At 61.4% G+C, this 15,337-nt stretch carries 18 protein-coding genes; 3 read left to right on the top strand and 15 right to left on the bottom strand.

The window, feature by feature from the left end:
- Positions 1–44 precede the first annotated feature (44 nt).
- From FAA97_RS11225 to FAA97_RS11215, 3 genes are all read right to left on the bottom strand, one after another.
- Positions 45–302 (bottom strand): DUF2188 domain-containing protein, encoded by a 258-nt coding sequence (locus FAA97_RS11225; protein WP_136598614.1) that lies wholly within the window; start codon positions 300–302, stop codon positions 45–47.
- A gap of 6 nt (positions 303–308) precedes the next feature.
- Positions 309–638, bottom strand: a complete 330-nt coding sequence (locus FAA97_RS11220; RefSeq protein ID WP_136598613.1) for a hypothetical protein — start codon at positions 636–638, stop codon at positions 309–311.
- Positions 639–798: 160 nt separating this feature from the next.
- Positions 799–1,401 carry a superoxide dismutase gene (locus tag FAA97_RS11215; protein ID WP_136598612.1) on the bottom strand — a complete coding sequence of 201 codons (603 nt, stop codon included), beginning with the start codon at positions 1,399–1,401 and terminating at the stop codon, positions 799–801.
- Positions 1,402–1,595: 194 nt separating this feature from the next.
- Between FAA97_RS11215 and FAA97_RS11210 the strand changes: the two genes are divergently transcribed.
- Positions 1,596–1,931 carry a hypothetical protein gene (locus FAA97_RS11210; RefSeq protein ID WP_168800982.1) on the top strand — a complete coding sequence of 112 codons (336 nt, stop codon included), beginning with the start codon at positions 1,596–1,598 and terminating at the stop codon, positions 1,929–1,931.
- Positions 1,932–1,933: 2 nt separating this feature from the next.
- Here FAA97_RS11210 and FAA97_RS11205 read toward each other — a convergent pair whose 3' ends face one another.
- Complete coding sequence (locus FAA97_RS11205) at positions 1,934–2,275, bottom strand: YkgJ family cysteine cluster protein (protein ID WP_136598864.1); 342 nt, start codon at positions 2,273–2,275, stop codon at positions 1,934–1,936.
- A gap of 5 nt (positions 2,276–2,280) precedes the next feature.
- Positions 2,281–3,468 (bottom strand): MFS transporter, encoded by a 1,188-nt coding sequence (locus FAA97_RS11200; RefSeq protein WP_136598611.1) that lies wholly within the window; start codon positions 3,466–3,468, stop codon positions 2,281–2,283.
- Positions 3,469–3,619: 151 nt separating this feature from the next.
- Between FAA97_RS11200 and FAA97_RS11195 the strand changes: the two genes are divergently transcribed.
- Positions 3,620–3,961, top strand: a complete 342-nt coding sequence (locus FAA97_RS11195) for a type II toxin-antitoxin system RelE/ParE family toxin (RefSeq protein ID WP_136598610.1) — start codon at positions 3,620–3,622, stop codon at positions 3,959–3,961.
- On the opposite strand, the gene FAA97_RS11190 is transcribed toward FAA97_RS11195, so the two are convergent.
- From FAA97_RS11190 to FAA97_RS11155, 8 genes are all read right to left on the bottom strand, one after another.
- A complete protein-coding gene (locus tag FAA97_RS11190; RefSeq protein ID WP_136598609.1) occupies positions 3,958–4,269 on the bottom strand; it encodes a helix-turn-helix domain-containing protein in 312 nt (103 codons plus the stop codon). The two genes, FAA97_RS11195 and FAA97_RS11190, sit on opposite strands and share 4 nt — an antisense overlap.
- 68 nt (positions 4,270–4,337) lie before the next feature.
- A complete protein-coding gene (gene dxs, locus FAA97_RS11185; RefSeq protein WP_136598608.1) occupies positions 4,338–6,257 on the bottom strand; it encodes a 1-deoxy-D-xylulose-5-phosphate synthase in 1,920 nt (639 codons plus the stop codon).
- A 90-nt stretch (positions 6,258–6,347) separates the two neighbouring features.
- A complete protein-coding gene (locus tag FAA97_RS11180; RefSeq protein WP_136598607.1) occupies positions 6,348–7,274 on the bottom strand; it encodes a pirin family protein in 927 nt (308 codons plus the stop codon).
- Between the two features lie 80 nt (positions 7,275–7,354).
- On the bottom strand, positions 7,355–7,762 hold the full coding sequence (locus tag FAA97_RS11175; RefSeq protein WP_136598606.1) for a DUF1850 domain-containing protein: 408 nt from the start codon (positions 7,760–7,762) through the stop codon (positions 7,355–7,357).
- Positions 7,759–9,870, bottom strand: coding sequence for a TRAP transporter permease (locus FAA97_RS11170; protein WP_136598605.1), 2,112 nt, complete (start codon positions 9,868–9,870; stop codon positions 7,759–7,761). Before FAA97_RS11170 ends, FAA97_RS11175 begins: the two co-directional genes overlap by 4 nt.
- 173 nt (positions 9,871–10,043) lie before the next feature.
- Positions 10,044–11,000: a TAXI family TRAP transporter solute-binding subunit gene (locus tag FAA97_RS11165; protein ID WP_425467419.1), complete on the bottom strand. Its 957-nt coding sequence runs from the start codon at positions 10,998–11,000 to the stop codon at positions 10,044–10,046.
- A 101-nt stretch (positions 11,001–11,101) separates the two neighbouring features.
- Complete coding sequence (locus FAA97_RS11160) at positions 11,102–11,356, bottom strand: exodeoxyribonuclease VII small subunit (protein ID WP_136598603.1); 255 nt, start codon at positions 11,354–11,356, stop codon at positions 11,102–11,104.
- A gap of 2 nt (positions 11,357–11,358) precedes the next feature.
- The gene (locus FAA97_RS11155; RefSeq protein WP_136598602.1) at positions 11,359–12,294 is read right to left on the bottom strand and encodes a histone deacetylase family protein; all 936 of its coding nucleotides are present in this window, start codon (positions 12,292–12,294) and stop codon (positions 11,359–11,361) included.
- Positions 12,295–12,466: 172 nt separating this feature from the next.
- Here FAA97_RS11155 and FAA97_RS11150 point away from each other — a divergent pair, with 172 nt between their 5' ends.
- Positions 12,467–12,868: an acyl-CoA thioesterase gene (locus FAA97_RS11150; RefSeq protein ID WP_136598601.1), complete on the top strand. Its 402-nt coding sequence runs from the start codon at positions 12,467–12,469 to the stop codon at positions 12,866–12,868.
- Positions 12,869–12,905: 37 nt separating this feature from the next.
- Here FAA97_RS11150 and FAA97_RS11145 read toward each other — a convergent pair whose 3' ends face one another.
- Both FAA97_RS11145 and FAA97_RS11140 read right to left on the bottom strand, forming a co-directional pair.
- The gene (locus FAA97_RS11145; protein WP_136598600.1) at positions 12,906–14,630 is read right to left on the bottom strand and encodes a methyl-accepting chemotaxis protein; all 1,725 of its coding nucleotides are present in this window, start codon (positions 14,628–14,630) and stop codon (positions 12,906–12,908) included.
- 137 nt (positions 14,631–14,767) lie between these two features.
- A complete protein-coding gene (locus FAA97_RS11140; RefSeq protein ID WP_136598599.1) occupies positions 14,768–15,334 on the bottom strand; it encodes a biotin transporter BioY in 567 nt (188 codons plus the stop codon).
- Positions 15,335–15,337 lie beyond the last annotated feature (3 nt).

Raw genomic sequence — 15,337 nt, 5'->3', positions numbered from 1 at the left:
AGCCCGCAGCGTGAGCCGCGGGCTTTTCCGCCTGGGAGCCAGGCTTATCGAGCGTCCTCGACATCGTCGACAACACTCGCCATGGGGCGGTCCGCACCGTCCGCATGTTCGAATTTCCAGTCACCGTTCGCATCCTGCCAGCTGATCTCGGCATCGCTGCCGGAAAGCTGCTGGGCGGAGGCTGCCGCCCGCGCGGCGGACAGAGCCTCATCATGCGTCGGGAACGGCTCTGAGTAGACGTCACCCAGACGATAGGCAAAGCCCTCGTCATGCGTCACGACATGATACGTCACCCTGTCCATATCGGATCAGTTCCAGCCCCAGCGCGAATGGCGCTGCGGCGGCGTCGAGGTGGCGATGAGATAGCCGATGAGGCCACCGATGACGCCGAGGGTCAGAAGAGCCGTCGAGGCCGCTGCGGCCGGATGGCGACGGGCAGCCGAAGCGACGGTGTCGGCACGGTCACGGGCGTAATCTGCAACCGCACCGGCGGCATGCGAAGCACCTTCGAGCGCCTCGGAGGCACGATTGCGCAGATCGTAGCTGCCGCGGCTCGCCTGACGGTTCAGGGTCTCCTTAAGCGCGCTCATCTGTTCGCGGAGTTCTCTCAGTTCTGCCTGCAGATTGGACGTAGCCATGGATCTTCCTTTCGGTTTGTGTTCATCGGTGTTGCCAGACAAACGTGACCAACGGCATATAGTTCCATCGCTGCAAACGCTGTCGCAGAGCGCGAGGCGGGGACAAAAAAAGCCCGGGATGCTGCCATCCCGGGCTCCGCTGATGAACCGTGACACCGTCTTACTTGGAAGCGGCTTCGTACATTTCGAGGACGTAGTCCCAGTTGATCAGGCTGTCGACGAAGGCTTCGAGATACTTCGGACGAGCGTTGCGATAGTCGATGTAGTAGGAGTGCTCCCAGACATCGACGCCGAGGATCGGCGAGGCGCCGTGAACCAGCGGGTTTTCGCCGTTCGGGGTCTTGGAGATTTCGAGCTTGCCGTCCTTGACGGAGAGCCAGGCCCAGCCGGAGCCGAACTGGGTCGTTCCGGCGGCAACGAAATCGGCCTTGAACTTGTCATAGCCGCCGAGGTCGCTGTCGATGGCAGCCTGAAGCTTGCCCGGCAGCTTGGTGCCGCCGCCGTCCTTCTTCATCCAGTTCCAGAAGTGGATGTGGTTGTAGTGCTGACCGGCATTGTTGAACAGGCCGGCATTCTTGCCATAGGACTGCTTGACGACCTCTTCGAGCGAAAGATCAGCCATGCCGGCTTCGGCGGCCAGCTTGTTGCCGTTGTCTACATAGGCCTTGTGGTGCTTGTCGTGGTGAAACTCGAGCGTTTCAGCAGACATGAACGGCGACAGAGCGTCGTAGGCATAGGGCAGTTCGGGCAATTCGAAGGCCATGGTAAGATCTCCTCTTGGCAATAGATTGCGTTTTGGCAGGTGACGGGAACATAGGTGCGGAAGTGGTGGGAGGCAACCGCAAGAGTTTCAAAATCAGACCCACAGGCGAAAGAATTCTCCTGCAATTTCACTCTTGAAGACGCCTTGTTTGCGCCCGATCTTGCCTATCCCTGATCTTGTACAGAAGGTGCCTGATGCACAACGCTCTCCGCCTGCTCACCGCCGCGATCTGCCTCCTGCCGCTCGGCGCGATGCCGGCCTCCGCCTCATCAGCGGATGCCTGGGATGACTTCGCCAAGGATGTTGCCGCCACATGCACCACGCTTGCCGAAGGCCGGATCGAAAAGCCCCAAGTCGTGGTTGATCCCTTCGGCACGGAAAGCTACGGCGTCGCCATTTTGACCGGCAAGGCGTTTGGCGCGGATGCGGTGGTGAGTTCGATCTGCGTCTATGACAAGAAGGCAAAGACCGCCGAGATCGGCGGAGAACTGACTGCGGATCAGGTAATGATCACGGTTCCAAAGCCCTAAGTTCAGGCCTCGTAGACCTCCGGTTCCGGCAGGCCTTCCAGGCTGAAGCCGAATTCGGCGCGTGCAATCTTGCACTCTTCGTCGCCGGGCATGCAGGTGCGACAGACATGCGGCCGCACCAGATAGACGGCACAGCCGACATGTTTGCCGACCTCGCCGGTAAGGGCTGCGCAGCGACCGCCCTCGAACTTCATGCCGCTTTCATCCTTGGCGATCATCGCCTCAGGGATCGCGGCGATCTCTTCGTCGGTTTCCAGCGAAAAGCGCGGCCAGTCGGCAGAATACGCACAGCAGGCACCGCAGGCCTGGCAGTCGAAAATGTCGGGCGGCGAGGTTTCCAGCATCGTGCTCATGCCCTTGCTCCGCGCCGGCGCAGGAGATCGACGCCAAAGAAGGTGGTGACGATCAGCATGACCAGGCCAACGGATACCGGGCCGGCATCGACCGAAACGAGATCCATCGTCACGCCGGTGGTGCCAGAGCCCGCGGCACTGCCAATCGCATAGGCGAGCGCAAAGACGGCGCTGCCGGACACGAGAAGCCCGCCGCGAAAGCGCTCGCCAAGCAGGGTCAGGGCGGCCGTATAAAGCGAGAAGCTGGCGGCCCCGAGGATCGAGACCGTCAGCAGCAGACCAGCTTGTGATGTCATCCACGGCAGGGCGAGGAAGGCAAGGGCGGCAATCAGCGAGCCGGAAACGGCAATCATCGGCCGCGACACCCGGTCGAGCAGCCAGCCGACGAAAGGCTGCGCCAGCGCCGTGGGCAGCGCCACCATGGTCACGACGAAGGCCGCGAAATTCTGGGTGTAACCGCGCTCGACGAAATAGAGCGGGATCATCGAGATCGCCGCGATATCCGAAAAGCCGAAGGCGACCACCATCAGGGTGAGGATCGGCGCAATCCGGATGAAGGTAACGAGCCCGCCCGCCTCGGAGGCTTCCGGCCGGGTGCGTGCATAGCGCCCGAGCATGACCGAGGCGAAGGCCACGAGCGCCACATAGGCGGCCGTCAGCGCAAAGGCAAAGCCGCCTTCGATACCGATCAAGGGGATGGCGAGCGGCCCGGCAGCGAAGCCGCCGCACATGCCGGCACTATAGGCGCCCGAAACCCGGCCGCGCAGCCGATCTGGACAGGCCGTGTTGAGCCAGGCTTCCGACACCGTGTAGATGATGCTGGTGCAGAAGCCGAGCAGGAAGCGGGCGGCGAACCAGACGGAGAGATCATCAAAGGCGGAGAACGTGGCGAGCGAAACCGAGACGCCGCACAGGGAAAGCACGATCAGCCTGTCCCCGCGCAGGAGCTGCGTGAGACGGCCGATCAGCAGAGTGGAGGAGGCAAGGCCGAGCGCAAACACGCCGGCATTGAACCCCGCCATGCTCGAGGACACGCCACGGCTTTCCAGGATCAGTGCAATCAGCGGATAGGTCAGCCCCTGGCCGACGGCAAAGGCCGTGACGCCAAGGATCACCACGGCAATGGCTGCCCAGTCGGGGGCAAAGTCGGAGGCGAAATCTGCCGTCGTTTGAGCCGTTTGCATAGGGCCTCCCGGCGCCCATGAGCGCCCGCTGATCTGAGCGAGGTCTAGCGGGGAGGGAAGGGGAAGTCCAGCCGGGCAGGGTTGCCGTTCGGGTGACTATGTGTAGGAATGCAATCTGGGGTAGATTTCGGAATTCGACGCATGGCCACGGATGAAGAGGTTTGTTTTCGTCAATGAGGCTGCCAAGCGCGCCTTTCTGGATTTGCCGAAAGAAATGCAGCGTCAGTTCGGTGCGGATCTGCAGGCGGTCCAGCGCGGCGAACCTCCATTTTCCCGCTGGAAGCATTTGACGGAAAGTGTTGGACCGGGAGCCATCGAGTTGATCGAGAATGCAGCGAACGCCTACCGGGCCATCTACTGCGCCAAATTTTCCGATACCGTTTACATTCTGCACGCCTTCACCAAGACGACCAACGGCGTGGATTGGCATGCGATGAAGACGGCGAGTGAACGTTACAAGCTGATGATGTCATCCGTTTCCGGCAAGCGCTAGGCGGCCTGTACGACCTCGCAGATCACGCGGCCGCTGGCATCAACAGATGGTCGCAGTCGAACATCAAGACGCGCGAGAAGTCCGATCAGCTTGTCGGCAGAGAAAAGATCAATCTTACCCCGCATCAACTCGCTCACACGAGGCTGGGAGACACCCAGTGTTTCGGCAATCTCGGCCTGACGCCAGTTCCGCTCTACCAGCAGCTTTCGAAGCGTCAGCATGAGATCGGTCCGAAACTGAAGATCTGCAGCTTCAGCCGGATTGTCAGCCACCACATCAAAGATGTTGTCATAGTCAAGCTGCTGCATGTGACGCTCCGAAGATTATACGGTATTCCGTATAATCCTCTCGTGCCGGATGTTTGTCAACGCAGCCCTCAGCCCGCCGCCGTTACCTCAGGAACATCCTGCCCCAGCGCCGCAAACACCGTCTTCAGGATGCCCGCTGCATCCAGCCCGGCCTTGGCATACATGGTTTCCGGTTTTGCCTGATCCATCCAGATGTCGGGCAGCACCAGCGAGCGGACCTTGAGGCCATTGTCGAGCAGGCCCTCATTGACGAGGAAATGCACGACCTGGCTGCCGAAGCCGCCGACGGCGCCTTCTTCGACGGTCACCACCACCGCGTGGTGACGGGCAAGCTGGCGGATCAGGTCATGGTCGAGCGGCTTGGCGAAGCGGGCATCGGCAACCGTGGTCGAGAGGCCGGCGGCATCAAGATCTTCCGCCGCCAGCAGACAATCGGCAAGTCTTGTGCCGAAGGAAAGCAGCGCCACTTTCGAGCCCTGCTTGACGATGCGGCCACGGCCGATCTCGAGGATTTCGCCGCGTTCCGGCAGTGCCACGCCCACGCCTTCGCCGCGTGGATAGCGGAAGGAGATCGGGCCGGCGTCGTAAGCGGCGGCCGTGCGCACCATGTGCTTGAGTTCCGCCTCATCGGCGGCCGCCATCACAACGAAGCCGGGAAGCGAGGCGAGGAAGCCGGTATCGAAGGAGCCGGCATGGGTCGGCCCGTCGGCGCCGACAAAGCCGGCACGATCGATCGGGAAGCGGACCGGCAAGCCCTGGATCGCCACGTCATGCACGACTTGGTCGTAACCGCGCTGCAGGAAGGTGGAATAGAGCGCGCAGAACGGCTTGTAGCCCTCGGACGCGAGGCCCGCAGCAAAGGTCACCGCATGTTGCTCGGCAATGCCGACATCGAAGGTCCGCTCGGGGAAAACGTCCTGCAGCTTGTCGAGGCCGGTGCCGGACGGCATGGCGGCGGTGATGCCGACGATCTTCTCGTCATGCCGGGCTTCCTCCACCAGCGCTTCGCCGAAGACGGCGGTGTAGGACGGCGCATTCGGCTTGGCCTTGGCCTGCGTGCCGGTGATCACGTCGAACTTGTTGACGCCGTGATACTTGTCGGCGGCGGCCTCCGCCGGCGGATAGCCCTTGCCCTTCTGCGTCACCACGTGGATGAGCACGGGTCCCTTTTGGTTGTCGCGCACATTGCGCAGCACCGGCAGGAGATGCTCGAAGGAATGCCCGTCGATCGGGCCGATATGGTAGAAACCGAGCTCCTCGAACATGGTGCCGCCGGTCACGTAACCGCGCGCATGCTCCACCGCCCGGGTGATCGCCCGGTCGACGCTCTTGCCGAGATAGGCCGTCAGTTTCTTGCCGAAGTCGCGGAAGCCCATATAGGTGCGGCCGGAGGCGAGCCGCGCCAGATAGGCGCTCATCGCGCCGGTCGGCGGCGCAATCGACATGTCGTTGTCGTTGAGGATGACGATCAACCGTGCATCGAGCGCGCCGGCATTGTTCAGCGCCTCATAGGCCATGCCGGCCGACATTGCGCCATCGCCGATGATCGCAATCACCTTGCGGTCGGTCTTCGACAGATCGGCCGCCACCGCCATGCCGAGGCCGGCGGAAATCGAGGTGGAGGAGTGGGCCGCGCCAAAGGGATCGTATTCGCTCTCGGCGCGCTTGGTGAAGCCCGAAAGCCCGTCTTCCTGGCGCAGTGTGCGGATCCGATCCCGCCTTCCGGTCAGGATCTTGTGCGGATAACACTGGTGGCCGACATCGAAGATCAGCCGATCGTCGGGCGTATCGAACACCTTGTGGATGGCAATTGTCAGCTCGACGACGCCAAGGCCGGCGCCCAGATGGCCACCGGTCGTCGACACGGCATCGATCATCTCGTCGCGCACTTCACGGGCGAGCTGCGGCAGGTCGCGGTCCTCGATGCTTTTCAGATCGGCTGGAAACTTGACCTGATCCAGAAGCGGCGTATCGGGCAGGGATGTCACGGAGCTCTTGCCTTTTCCATTCGTTCGGGTGCGCGATAGCATCCCAACGCGAACTGGGCAAATATTCGGCACCAGAAAACTATATAGTCTTCATCGCCCTTCCGGCAAAGGCACGAATTCCTCTTCGTCACCCGGCACGATGTCGAAGCGGCCGGTTCTCCACTCCTCTTTCGCCTGTTCGATGCGCTCCTTGGAGGAGGAGACGAAGTTCCACCAGATGTGTTTCTTGGTGTCCATGGCAGCGCCGCCGACCAGCATGACGTGGCAGCCTGCCGCGCCACCGATGAGCGTGATGGCGTCGCCCGGCCGGAAAACCAGCAGCTGGTCGGCGGCAAACCGGTCGCCGGCGATCTCGATCTCGCCCGAGAGAATATAGAGCGCCCGCTCCTCTGCCGATGCATCGAAGGGAAAGCGGGCACCGGCCTCAAGCGTGAGATCGACATAGAGCGTGTCGGAATAGGTTTTGACCGGCGAGCGCATCCCGCCCATCGCCCCGATCACCAGACGGCCCGAGGCGCCGCCATCGTTGAAAACCGGAAGCGCGGATTTGGCGGTGTGACCAAAGGCCGGATCGATTTCCTCCATCTGGTCGGGCAGCGCGATCCAGGTCTGCAGGCCGGACATCGACAGCGGATGGCCGCGCAGGTTTTCCGGCGTGCGTTCGGAATGCACGATGCCGCGCCCCGCCGTCATCAGATTGATGTCGCCGGGCGCGATCACGAGTTCAGTGCCGAGACTGTCGCGATGCTTGATCTCGCCGTCGAAGAGGTAGGTGACGGTGGACAATCCGATATGCGGATGCGGCTTCACATCCAGCGCCTCGCCGGCCTTCAGCACGGCAGGCCCCATCCGGTCGAAGAAGATGAACGGACCGACCAGCCGGCGGCGCACGGAGGGCAGCGCCCGGCGCACGGAAAACCCGCCGATATCGCTGGAGCGCGGAATGATCAGATGTTCGATGGCATCGCAGGCAAAGGCATCGCCGGGGGTGGGATCGTTGCCGGGAAAAAAGGACATGGGGTGCGCCTCGCTTGATCATTCGTTTGCAGCCAAGACTAGCATGGACGAATGGCAGAGGAACCCGCCTGATGTCGTCCTCAGGGTGACGCTGTGTCTTCGCCGCCGCCCCTGTTTCGCTCACCAGGGGCCTCACAAGCGGAAATCACGCTCTCGTCGCCCGGTGTGGCCCCCAAGGTCATGCAGCCACGGGCGTGGCAGAGTTCCCAGCCGCTTGGCGTGAGGCCGGAAGCGGCAAGCCTGATTGAAGGCAGGGGAGGGACGGTGGGTGACCACTGCCACCAGCCATCCTTGAAAACGGCATCTTCACCGGGTTCCATGCCGGCCCCGGATCCCTTCACGCGCGCCAGCTTCAGTTCAAGGCCGGCTGGCGTCACCACCCAGTCCTCGCGCCACTCGATCTTTTCCACCGAATGCACCCAGGACAAGGAAAAGGCCGTGATGGGAACCATCACGACCTTTGCGGCGATTGTTATGCAGAGGCTCATGGGCCGGCTGGGGCGGCGCGCAGGCTACGCGTCTGCCACCAGTGGAAGGCAATGAGCGCAAAGCCGAGCGCGAAGCCGATCTCGTCGGTCCAAGGCAGGGCGAGCACAACCGAAAGGCCGGCCACGAAGGCGATCAGCCGCTCGACGATGGACAGCCGTGCAAACAGGAAGCCGACAACCGCGACGCCCCAGAGCGCGATGCCGAAGCAGGCCTTGAACACGACATAGGCGACTTCGACCGGGTAACCCCAGGCCGCCGCCATCGGGCCTGCATCCTGCAGCATCAGGGCCGGCGTATAGACGGCCATGAATGGCACGACGAAGCCGGCCGTGGCCAGTTTGGTTGCCTGCAGCGAGATCTTCAAGCCGGACGTCTTGGCCATCGGTGCCGCCGCAAAGCAGGCGAGCGCCACCGGCGGCGTCAGATCCGCCATGATGCCGAAGTAGAAGACGAACATGTGGCTGACAAGCAGCGGCACGCCGAGTTCCAGCAAGGCGGGACCGGCGAGCGAGGAGGTGATGATGTAGTTCGGGATCGTCGGGATGCCCATGCCAAGCACGAGGCAGGTGATCATGGTCAACAACAGCGATAGGAAGAGGTTGTCACGACCGATATCGATAACCGCGCCGATGAAGGTGGAGGCGATGCCCGTTAGCGTCAGCGTACCGATGACGATGCCGACGATGGCGCAGGCAATGCCGACCGGAAGCGCGTTCTTGGCACCTTCCGCCAGGGAATCGCGGCAGATAGCAATCGTTTCGCGACCGCCTTTGAACAGCGCGCAGGCCAGGACGAGTGCGATGATCACGATGGCGAGGACATTGACGCCGAATTTCAGGAAAGCGGCGGAGGCGAGGCCAAGCGCCAGCCAGAACACCAGTCGGAAGGCGAAAGGTCCAATAAGCGCGGCCAGCGGCGTGCCGAGAATGAGGACGACGACGAGGGCAAGGCCCATGGTGCCGGCAAAGATGGGCGTGAAACCTGCAAACAGCAGATAGACAAGTGCGCCAAGCGGCAGAACCAGCGGCCAGTGCTGCTTGACGGCTGCCCAGGGGTTGGGAAGTTCGGACTTTTCGAGGCCCTTCAGGCCTGCCTTACCGGCTTCCAGATAGACCATCCAGAAACAGACCGCGAAGTAGAGGAAAGCCGGAATGAGAGCCGCCTTGACCACTTCCGCATAGGGCACATTCAGCGTTTCGGCCATGATGAACGCGACAGCACCCATGACCGGTGGCATGATCTGACCACCCATGGATGAGGTCGCCTCGACGCCCCCTGCAAAGGCGGAGCGGAAGCCGAAACGCTTCATGAGCGGAATGGTAAACTGGCCACTCGCCACCACATTGGCAACGCCAGAACCCGAAATCGTACCCATCAGCGCGGAGGAAAGAACGCAGACCTGTGCCGGTCCGCCCTTCCACGAGCCAACGAGGCCCAGCGCAAAGTCGTTGAACAGGTTGAGCATGCCGGCGCGTTCGAGGAAGGCGGCAAAGACGACGAAGATGAAGATATAGGCCGCCGAGACGTAGACTGGCGTGCCGTAGATGCCTTCCGTACCGAAGGCGAAATGCTCGACGATCAGTTCAAAGTCATAGCCGCGATGCGACAGCGGCGAGGGCAGATGTTGGCCGAAGAAGCAGTAGGCGAGAAAGAGGCCCGCAATGATGGTCAACGGCAGGCCCATGAGACGTCGCGCAGCCTCGAACACCAGAACGACGACCAGACAGCCCATGGCGAGATCGAGATGGGTGAGGAAGCCCGACCGGAACAGGAGTTCGTCGTAGAACACCCAGTTATAGATGCCGGTGAGGAAACCGAGAATGCCGAGCGACCAGAACCAGATCTTGCCGGCCGCGCTTTTGGCGACGAGGTTGCCGAAGAGCGAGAAGCCGAGCAGCAGCAAAAAGCCGACATGCATGGCGCGCACGACCTGGCTCGGCAGCGTGCCATAAGCAGCTGTCCAAAGCTGGAAAAGCGCGAATAGGAGCGCAATGCCGAATGCAATCCGCCCGGAGAAGCCGGTGCCGAAGCCAGACGGCAGGCCCTCGATCGCTTCTTCAGCAGAATGCGGCGTGCTCGCAACGGAGGGAGTGAGGGTCTCGCTCATGGGGTCTCCTGAGGCAGAAGTGCCGAACTTCGAGAGGCTTGCTCAAAACGAGCGATGAAGGTCCGGCTGCCGAATTCACGACAAAAGTTGAAAATGTAGGTCCTAAACGAAACTTCTCCCCGCATGCGGGGAGAAGTGTGCGGTCATCGGCAAAGACGAGCGCGAAATGGCGCTTACTTGAGAACGCCGATTTCCTTGTAATAGCGTTCGGCGCCCGGATGCAGCGGCACCGGCATGCCTTCGATCGCCTTCTTGACGTCGATGTCCTTGGCAGCAGAATGGGCTGCCGTCAGAGCGGGCACGTTTTCAAACAGAAGCTTCGTCATCTGGTAGGCGAGTTCGTCGGAGACGCCGTCATGAGTGATCAGGAAATTGCCGACTGTCACGGTCGGAACATCTTCGGTCTGCCCCTCGTAAGTTCCAGCCGGAATGACGGCGGCAGCGTAAGGAGAGCCCAGCTTTTCGGCGACATCTGCCGGCACCGCGACGACCGTGATCGCCTGCGACGTGGAAAGATCCTTGAGTGCCGCATTGCCGAGGCCCGAAGACTGCAGGGTCGCATCCAGCTGGCGGTTCTTGATCAGCTCGACCGATTCTGCGAAGGGCAGATATTCAAGCTTGCCGAGATCTTCGTAGCTCATGCTCGTCGCACCGAGAATGGCGCGTGCATTAAGTTCGGTACCGGACTTTGCAGCGCCGACCGAAAGGCTCTTGCCTTCCAGATCGGCAACCGTCTTCACGCCGGCTTCCTGCGTGGCGACAATCTGGATGTAGTTCGGATAGATCGCCGCAATGCCGCGCAGCTTGTCGAGCGGGCCACGGAAGCCCGCTTCCGCATTGCCTTCGGCTGCCATCTTCACGCTGTCGCCGAGTGAAAAGCCGAGTTCGCCCTTGCCCTGCTGCAGAAGGTTGAGGTTTTCAACCGATGCCTTCGTTGCCTGCACCTGCGTACGGGTCTCAGCGATGTTGTCGCCGTAGATCTTGGAAAGTGCGACGCCGAGCGGATAATAAACGCCCGAGGTGCCGCCGGTCAGGATGTTGATGAATTGTTCGGAGCGAGCGGCCGTCGCTGCAAAGGCAGTCGAGGCCACGAGGGCGCCGATGAAAAGAACGTTTTTGGTACGAGACAAAGCCACTTTGTCCTCCCTGAATTGGTTAAAGGCGCCGCATCATGCTGAGGAGGGGGTGGGGCGTCAACCTCGCGGTGACGCCGATCTCACTGAGTTGTGATTTATGACCTGTCGAGTGGCTCGGTGCCTGCGGCATTGCCCTGACGGTCGAGGCGGATCTTTTCGATGCGGTTTTCGGCTGCGTTGAGCAGCGTTTCGCAATGCTTCTTCAAACGTTCGCCACGCTCGTAGATCGCAATGGACTCATCGAGCGCCACGTCGCCGCGTTCGAGCCGGGCAACGATGCTTTCGAGTTCGGCTACGGCCTTTTCGAAGGAATAGCCGGTCAAATCGGCGGTATCGGCGGCGTCGGACATGGTCAACCCTTCATCAGTCTTGCGATATGCAGGCCTGCCGATTCGGCGAGGCCTTCGAGATCATAGCCGCCTTCGAGCAGGCTGACGACCCGGTTGTCGGCAAAACGCCCCGCAAGCTCCATGAGCCGTCCTGTCGCCCAGTCGAAATCGTCGCCAATCAGGTTGAGCTGGGCGATGGGGTCGCGGTGGTGCGCGTCGAAGCCCGCCGATATCAGGATAATATCTGGGGAAAAATCGGCAATCGCGGGTAGCACCCGGGACTTGAAGGCGTCGCGGAAATGATCGGAGCCATTATGCGCAGAGAGTGGCGCATTGACGATGGTGCCGTGGGGGCCCGTCTCGTTCTTGGCGCCGGTGCCGGGATAAAGCGGCATCTGGTGTGTGGAGCAATAGAGAACCGAAGCATCGTCCCAGAAGATGTCCTGGGTGCCGTTGCCGTGGTGGACGTCCCAGTCGACGATCGCAACGCGCTCCAATCCATGCGCCTTCTGCGCGTGGCGGGCCGCAATCGCGATGGTGTTGAACAGGCAAAATCCCATGGCTTTCGCGCGCTCGGCATGATGCCCCGGTGGGCGGGCGGCGACAAAGGCATTGTCGGCCTTGCCGCTCATGACGTCATCGATGGCGGCCGTCGCGCCGCCAATGGCCGTCAGGGCGGCCTGCAGCGATTTCTGCGATGCGAACGTGTCGTTCTCGATCTGCGCGATGCGATCCTCTTCTTCCGGGATCTGCCGCATGACAGAAAAAAGGTGGGCCTCCGAATGCGCCAGCGTCACCAGATCTTCATTGGCCATTTGCGCTTCGATACGCTCAAGTGGAGCGAAGTTCGGATGTTCCAAGGCAATGTTGAGGGAGCGCAGACGATCCGCTCTCTCGGGATGACCGGGCGGTGTGTTGTGCTCCAGAAAGAGCGCGTTCTCATAGAGCCGTGTGGTCATGGATGCTTGTCCTTCATTGCAAAAACATATCGCGGCGGCCAAAATCGTCCAGCCCAGACGCGCATGATCGGTCAGATGGCGGGTGTCCTGCCCTACATCCTCACGGCCTGCTTGTTAAGGCAGCACCACTTCCGTTAGATGACGACGAGTTTGACCAAAACGGGACCAATCCATGGATGAAATCGAGCGCGTCGAAGGCAGCGAGCTGATTGTTCCCTTTCGTGACATCGCCGCAACGGGTGAAATGCACAGCTATGCCTATGTCGTGCACGCGGAAGAAGCCCTGCATCACTTCTGGCGCTATCGACCGCCGCTGGAGGATGAGCCGCGCTTTGTTGTGTCCAAGATAGAACTGCGCCTGGCCGCGCCCTTGCGTGAAGGGGATCGGGTTCACCTGACGGTCCGGGTCGACAAGATCGGCGGGAAATCGGTCGGGTTCGAGGTGGAGATGCTGCGGGACGGTGCGCGTGTGGCGGTGGTCGAGGTCGCCTGGGCAGCGCAGGACCCAGAAACGGCGGCACCGGTGGCCTTGCCCGAGGATATGCGCGACTGGCTCTACCGCTATCTGCCTTGATGACAGTACCCTGCCGGGTGTCCCGGCAGGGGAGGGCTCAGGCCACCAGTGACTGCGCGCTGCGCTGCGCGGCCACGGCATTCGTGGCGGCAGAGCCGGGCTCGCGCGGGGTCTTGCGGCGGTTCAGCTTGAACATGTCGACCAGCGCCTTCATCTTCTCGGCCCCGCCGGCCATCACATCGCCGGCAACGCTGATATTGGAAACAAGACCGGCATTGTGCTGGGTTGCCTGATCGAGCTGGTTGACCGCATTGTTGATCTCGCCGAGGCTCGATGCCTGTTCGTTGGCGCCCGTGGAGATGGCATCGACATTGGCGTCGATATCATTGACGAATTTTTCAATCCGCGACAGCGAGACGCCCGTCTCGTTGACCAGTCGTACCCCTTCGGCAACCTGCGTCGTTGAGTTGAGGATAAGGGCCGAAATCTGCCGGGCGGCGCCCGCCGATCGCTGCGCCAGCTCGCGCACTTCTTGTGCCACCACGGCAAAACCCTTGCCGGCCTCTCCGGCACGGGCGGCTTCGACGCCCGCATTGAGTGCCAGGAGGTTGGTTTGGAAGGCGATCTGGTCGATCACATCGATGATGCTGCCAATCTCGTTCGAAGCGGCCTCGATCCGTGAGATTGCCTCTACGGTGGAGCGTACCACCTGAACCGAGTCACTGGTTGCCGATCGTGCCTGCTTGACGATCTCGCGCGTTTCTCGCGTTCTGACGGAGGCTTCCTTGACCGTGGCGGTGATCTGTTCGAGGGCTGCGGAGGCCTGTTCGAGCGCTGCTGCCTGCTGTTCCGTCCGGCGCCCCAGGACGTCGGCATCGCTCTTCAGGCTGGCGCTTGTATCGGCCAGACTGCCGGTCTCACCCAACACGCTTTCCAGCGTCTTCTGGAACTCGGCCATCGCCGTGTTGAAATCCTTGCGCAGCCTTTCGAATTCCGGGATGAAAGGATCGTCGATGGTGACGCGGATATTGCAGTCCGACAGGCGCTGCAGCCCGGCGGCAATCGCATCGACGGCCCTGACGCGGCCCGTCACATCGGTGGCGAATTTGACCACCTTGATCACCTGACCATCCTCATCGAAGACAGGATTGTAGGATGCCTGAATGAAGATCGGCTCACCGGCCTTCGTCAACCGGGTGAACTCGCTCGACTTGAAGGAGCCGGAACGCAGATCCTGCCAGAACTGCTGGTAGTCGGGGGAACTGGCATAGGCCTTTTCGCAGAAGATCTGATGATGCTTGCCAACGATCTCATCAAGCCGGTAGCCCATGGCATGGAGGAAATTGTCGTTTGCCGTCAGGATCGTGCCTTCAGGCGTGAATTCGATCGACGCCTGCACCCGCGACAAAGCGGTCAACTTGCCGCGTGAATCGAGTTCGGCAAGCTTGCGTTCGGTGATGTCGGTGGCGAACTTGACCACCTTCTGGACTTTGCCGTTCTTCAGGACGGGATTGTAGGAGGCTTCGATCCAGACAACCTTGCCGCCCTTGCCAAAGCGCTTGTACTGGGCGCTGAAGAACTCGCCCTTGGCAAGCCTTGTCCAGAAGTCCCTGTATTCAGCCGATTGGGCAAAGTCTTTTGCCACGAATAGGCTGTGATGCTTTCCGACGATGTCTTCGAGCGGGTATCCCAGCGTTTTGCAGAAGTTCTCGTTGGCGCCGAGGATCTTGCCGGTCGGATCGAATTCGATCACCGCCTGAGATTTGTCCAGCGCCGCAAGCACGGCACGCGAATCGCTGGCAAACAGGGAAAGGATGGACATGGTTGAACCTCTGGGGGTGATGTATCCCCAAAGTTTAGGAGGGCATCCTATATAATTGGTTACTAAGGTAGGCGAGATTCAACCAAAAGCAGGTGTCGGGATGGCTGCGGCCAGAAGCGACAGCAGCCATTGCCGGATCAATGCGTCTTGGCAGGAAGCAGCGGATAGCCAACGATGACTGCGCGGGCGGCAAGGGTCGCAATGGCTGCCTTTACGAGATCGCCCGGAATAAAGGCGAGCGAACCGAAGAGAACGGTATTGAACGGTGTGCCGGCGACAAACGAAAGCCAGGGCATGCCGCAGAGATAGACGACGCCAATGCCACCGACGACGCTTGCGATGAAGAAGCCCATCATCTGTCGCGCGGCGCTTTGACCTTCGCGCACCAGCTTTTCGGCGATCAGACCGGTGACGAAGGTGCCGATGATCCAGCCGAAGATGTAACCGCCCGTGGGGCCGACCAGGACGTTGAGGCCGCCACGACCGCCCGAAAGCACCGGCAGGCCGACAGCCACCAGCACGACAAGCAGGGTATAGGCGAGCGCACCGCGCTTGGCGCCGATGATGCAGCCGGCCAGCATGACGCCCATGGACTGCGCGGTGATCGGCACGGGAATGAGCGGGATCGGCACGGCGGGAATGAAGCCGAGCACGATGATGATGGCGGTAAAGAGCGCCGCGAGAACGAGATCTCTGGTGGTCATGGT

Source organism: Peteryoungia ipomoeae, from assembly GCF_004912165.1.
Classification (GTDB): domain Bacteria; phylum Pseudomonadota; class Alphaproteobacteria; order Rhizobiales; family Rhizobiaceae; genus Allorhizobium; species Allorhizobium ipomoeae.
This window is presented reverse-complemented; position numbering and strand designations above follow the sequence as displayed.

What these genes read in the sequence shown, in the direction of transcription:
- FAA97_RS11225 (WP_136598614.1), bottom strand. Translation starts at nt 302, where the DNA reads ATGGACAGGGTGACGTATCATGTCGTGACGCATGACGAGGGCTTTGCC.
- FAA97_RS11220 (WP_136598613.1), bottom strand. Translation starts at nt 638, where the DNA reads ATGGCTACGTCCAATCTGCAGGCAGAACTGAGAGAACTCCGCGAACAG.
- FAA97_RS11215 (WP_136598612.1), bottom strand. Translation starts at nt 1,401, where the DNA reads ATGGCCTTCGAATTGCCCGAACTGCCCTATGCCTACGACGCTCTGTCG.
- FAA97_RS11210 (WP_168800982.1), top strand. Translation starts at nt 1,596, where the DNA reads ATGCACAACGCTCTCCGCCTGCTCACCGCCGCGATCTGCCTCCTGCCG.
- FAA97_RS11205 (WP_136598864.1), bottom strand. Translation starts at nt 2,275, where the DNA reads ATGCTGGAAACCTCGCCGCCCGACATTTTCGACTGCCAGGCCTGCGGT.
- FAA97_RS11200 (WP_136598611.1), bottom strand. Translation starts at nt 3,468, where the DNA reads ATGCAAACGGCTCAAACGACGGCAGATTTCGCCTCCGACTTTGCCCCC.
- FAA97_RS11195 (WP_136598610.1), top strand. Translation starts at nt 3,620, where the DNA reads ATGAAGAGGTTTGTTTTCGTCAATGAGGCTGCCAAGCGCGCCTTTCTG.
- FAA97_RS11190 (WP_136598609.1), bottom strand. Translation starts at nt 4,269, where the DNA reads ATGCAGCAGCTTGACTATGACAACATCTTTGATGTGGTGGCTGACAAT.
- FAA97_RS11180 (WP_136598607.1), bottom strand. Translation starts at nt 7,274, where the DNA reads ATGTCCTTTTTTCCCGGCAACGATCCCACCCCCGGCGATGCCTTTGCC.
- FAA97_RS11175 (WP_136598606.1), bottom strand. Translation starts at nt 7,762, where the DNA reads ATGAGCCTCTGCATAACAATCGCCGCAAAGGTCGTGATGGTTCCCATC.
- FAA97_RS11170 (WP_136598605.1), bottom strand. Translation starts at nt 9,870, where the DNA reads ATGAGCGAGACCCTCACTCCCTCCGTTGCGAGCACGCCGCATTCTGCT.
- FAA97_RS11160 (WP_136598603.1), bottom strand. Translation starts at nt 11,356, where the DNA reads ATGTCCGACGCCGCCGATACCGCCGATTTGACCGGCTATTCCTTCGAA.
- FAA97_RS11155 (WP_136598602.1), bottom strand. Translation starts at nt 12,294, where the DNA reads ATGACCACACGGCTCTATGAGAACGCGCTCTTTCTGGAGCACAACACA.
- FAA97_RS11150 (WP_136598601.1), top strand. Translation starts at nt 12,467, where the DNA reads ATGGATGAAATCGAGCGCGTCGAAGGCAGCGAGCTGATTGTTCCCTTT.
- FAA97_RS11145 (WP_136598600.1), bottom strand. Translation starts at nt 14,630, where the DNA reads ATGTCCATCCTTTCCCTGTTTGCCAGCGATTCGCGTGCCGTGCTTGCG.
- FAA97_RS11140 (WP_136598599.1), bottom strand. Translation starts at nt 15,334, where the DNA reads ATGACCACCAGAGATCTCGTTCTCGCGGCGCTCTTTACCGCCATCATC.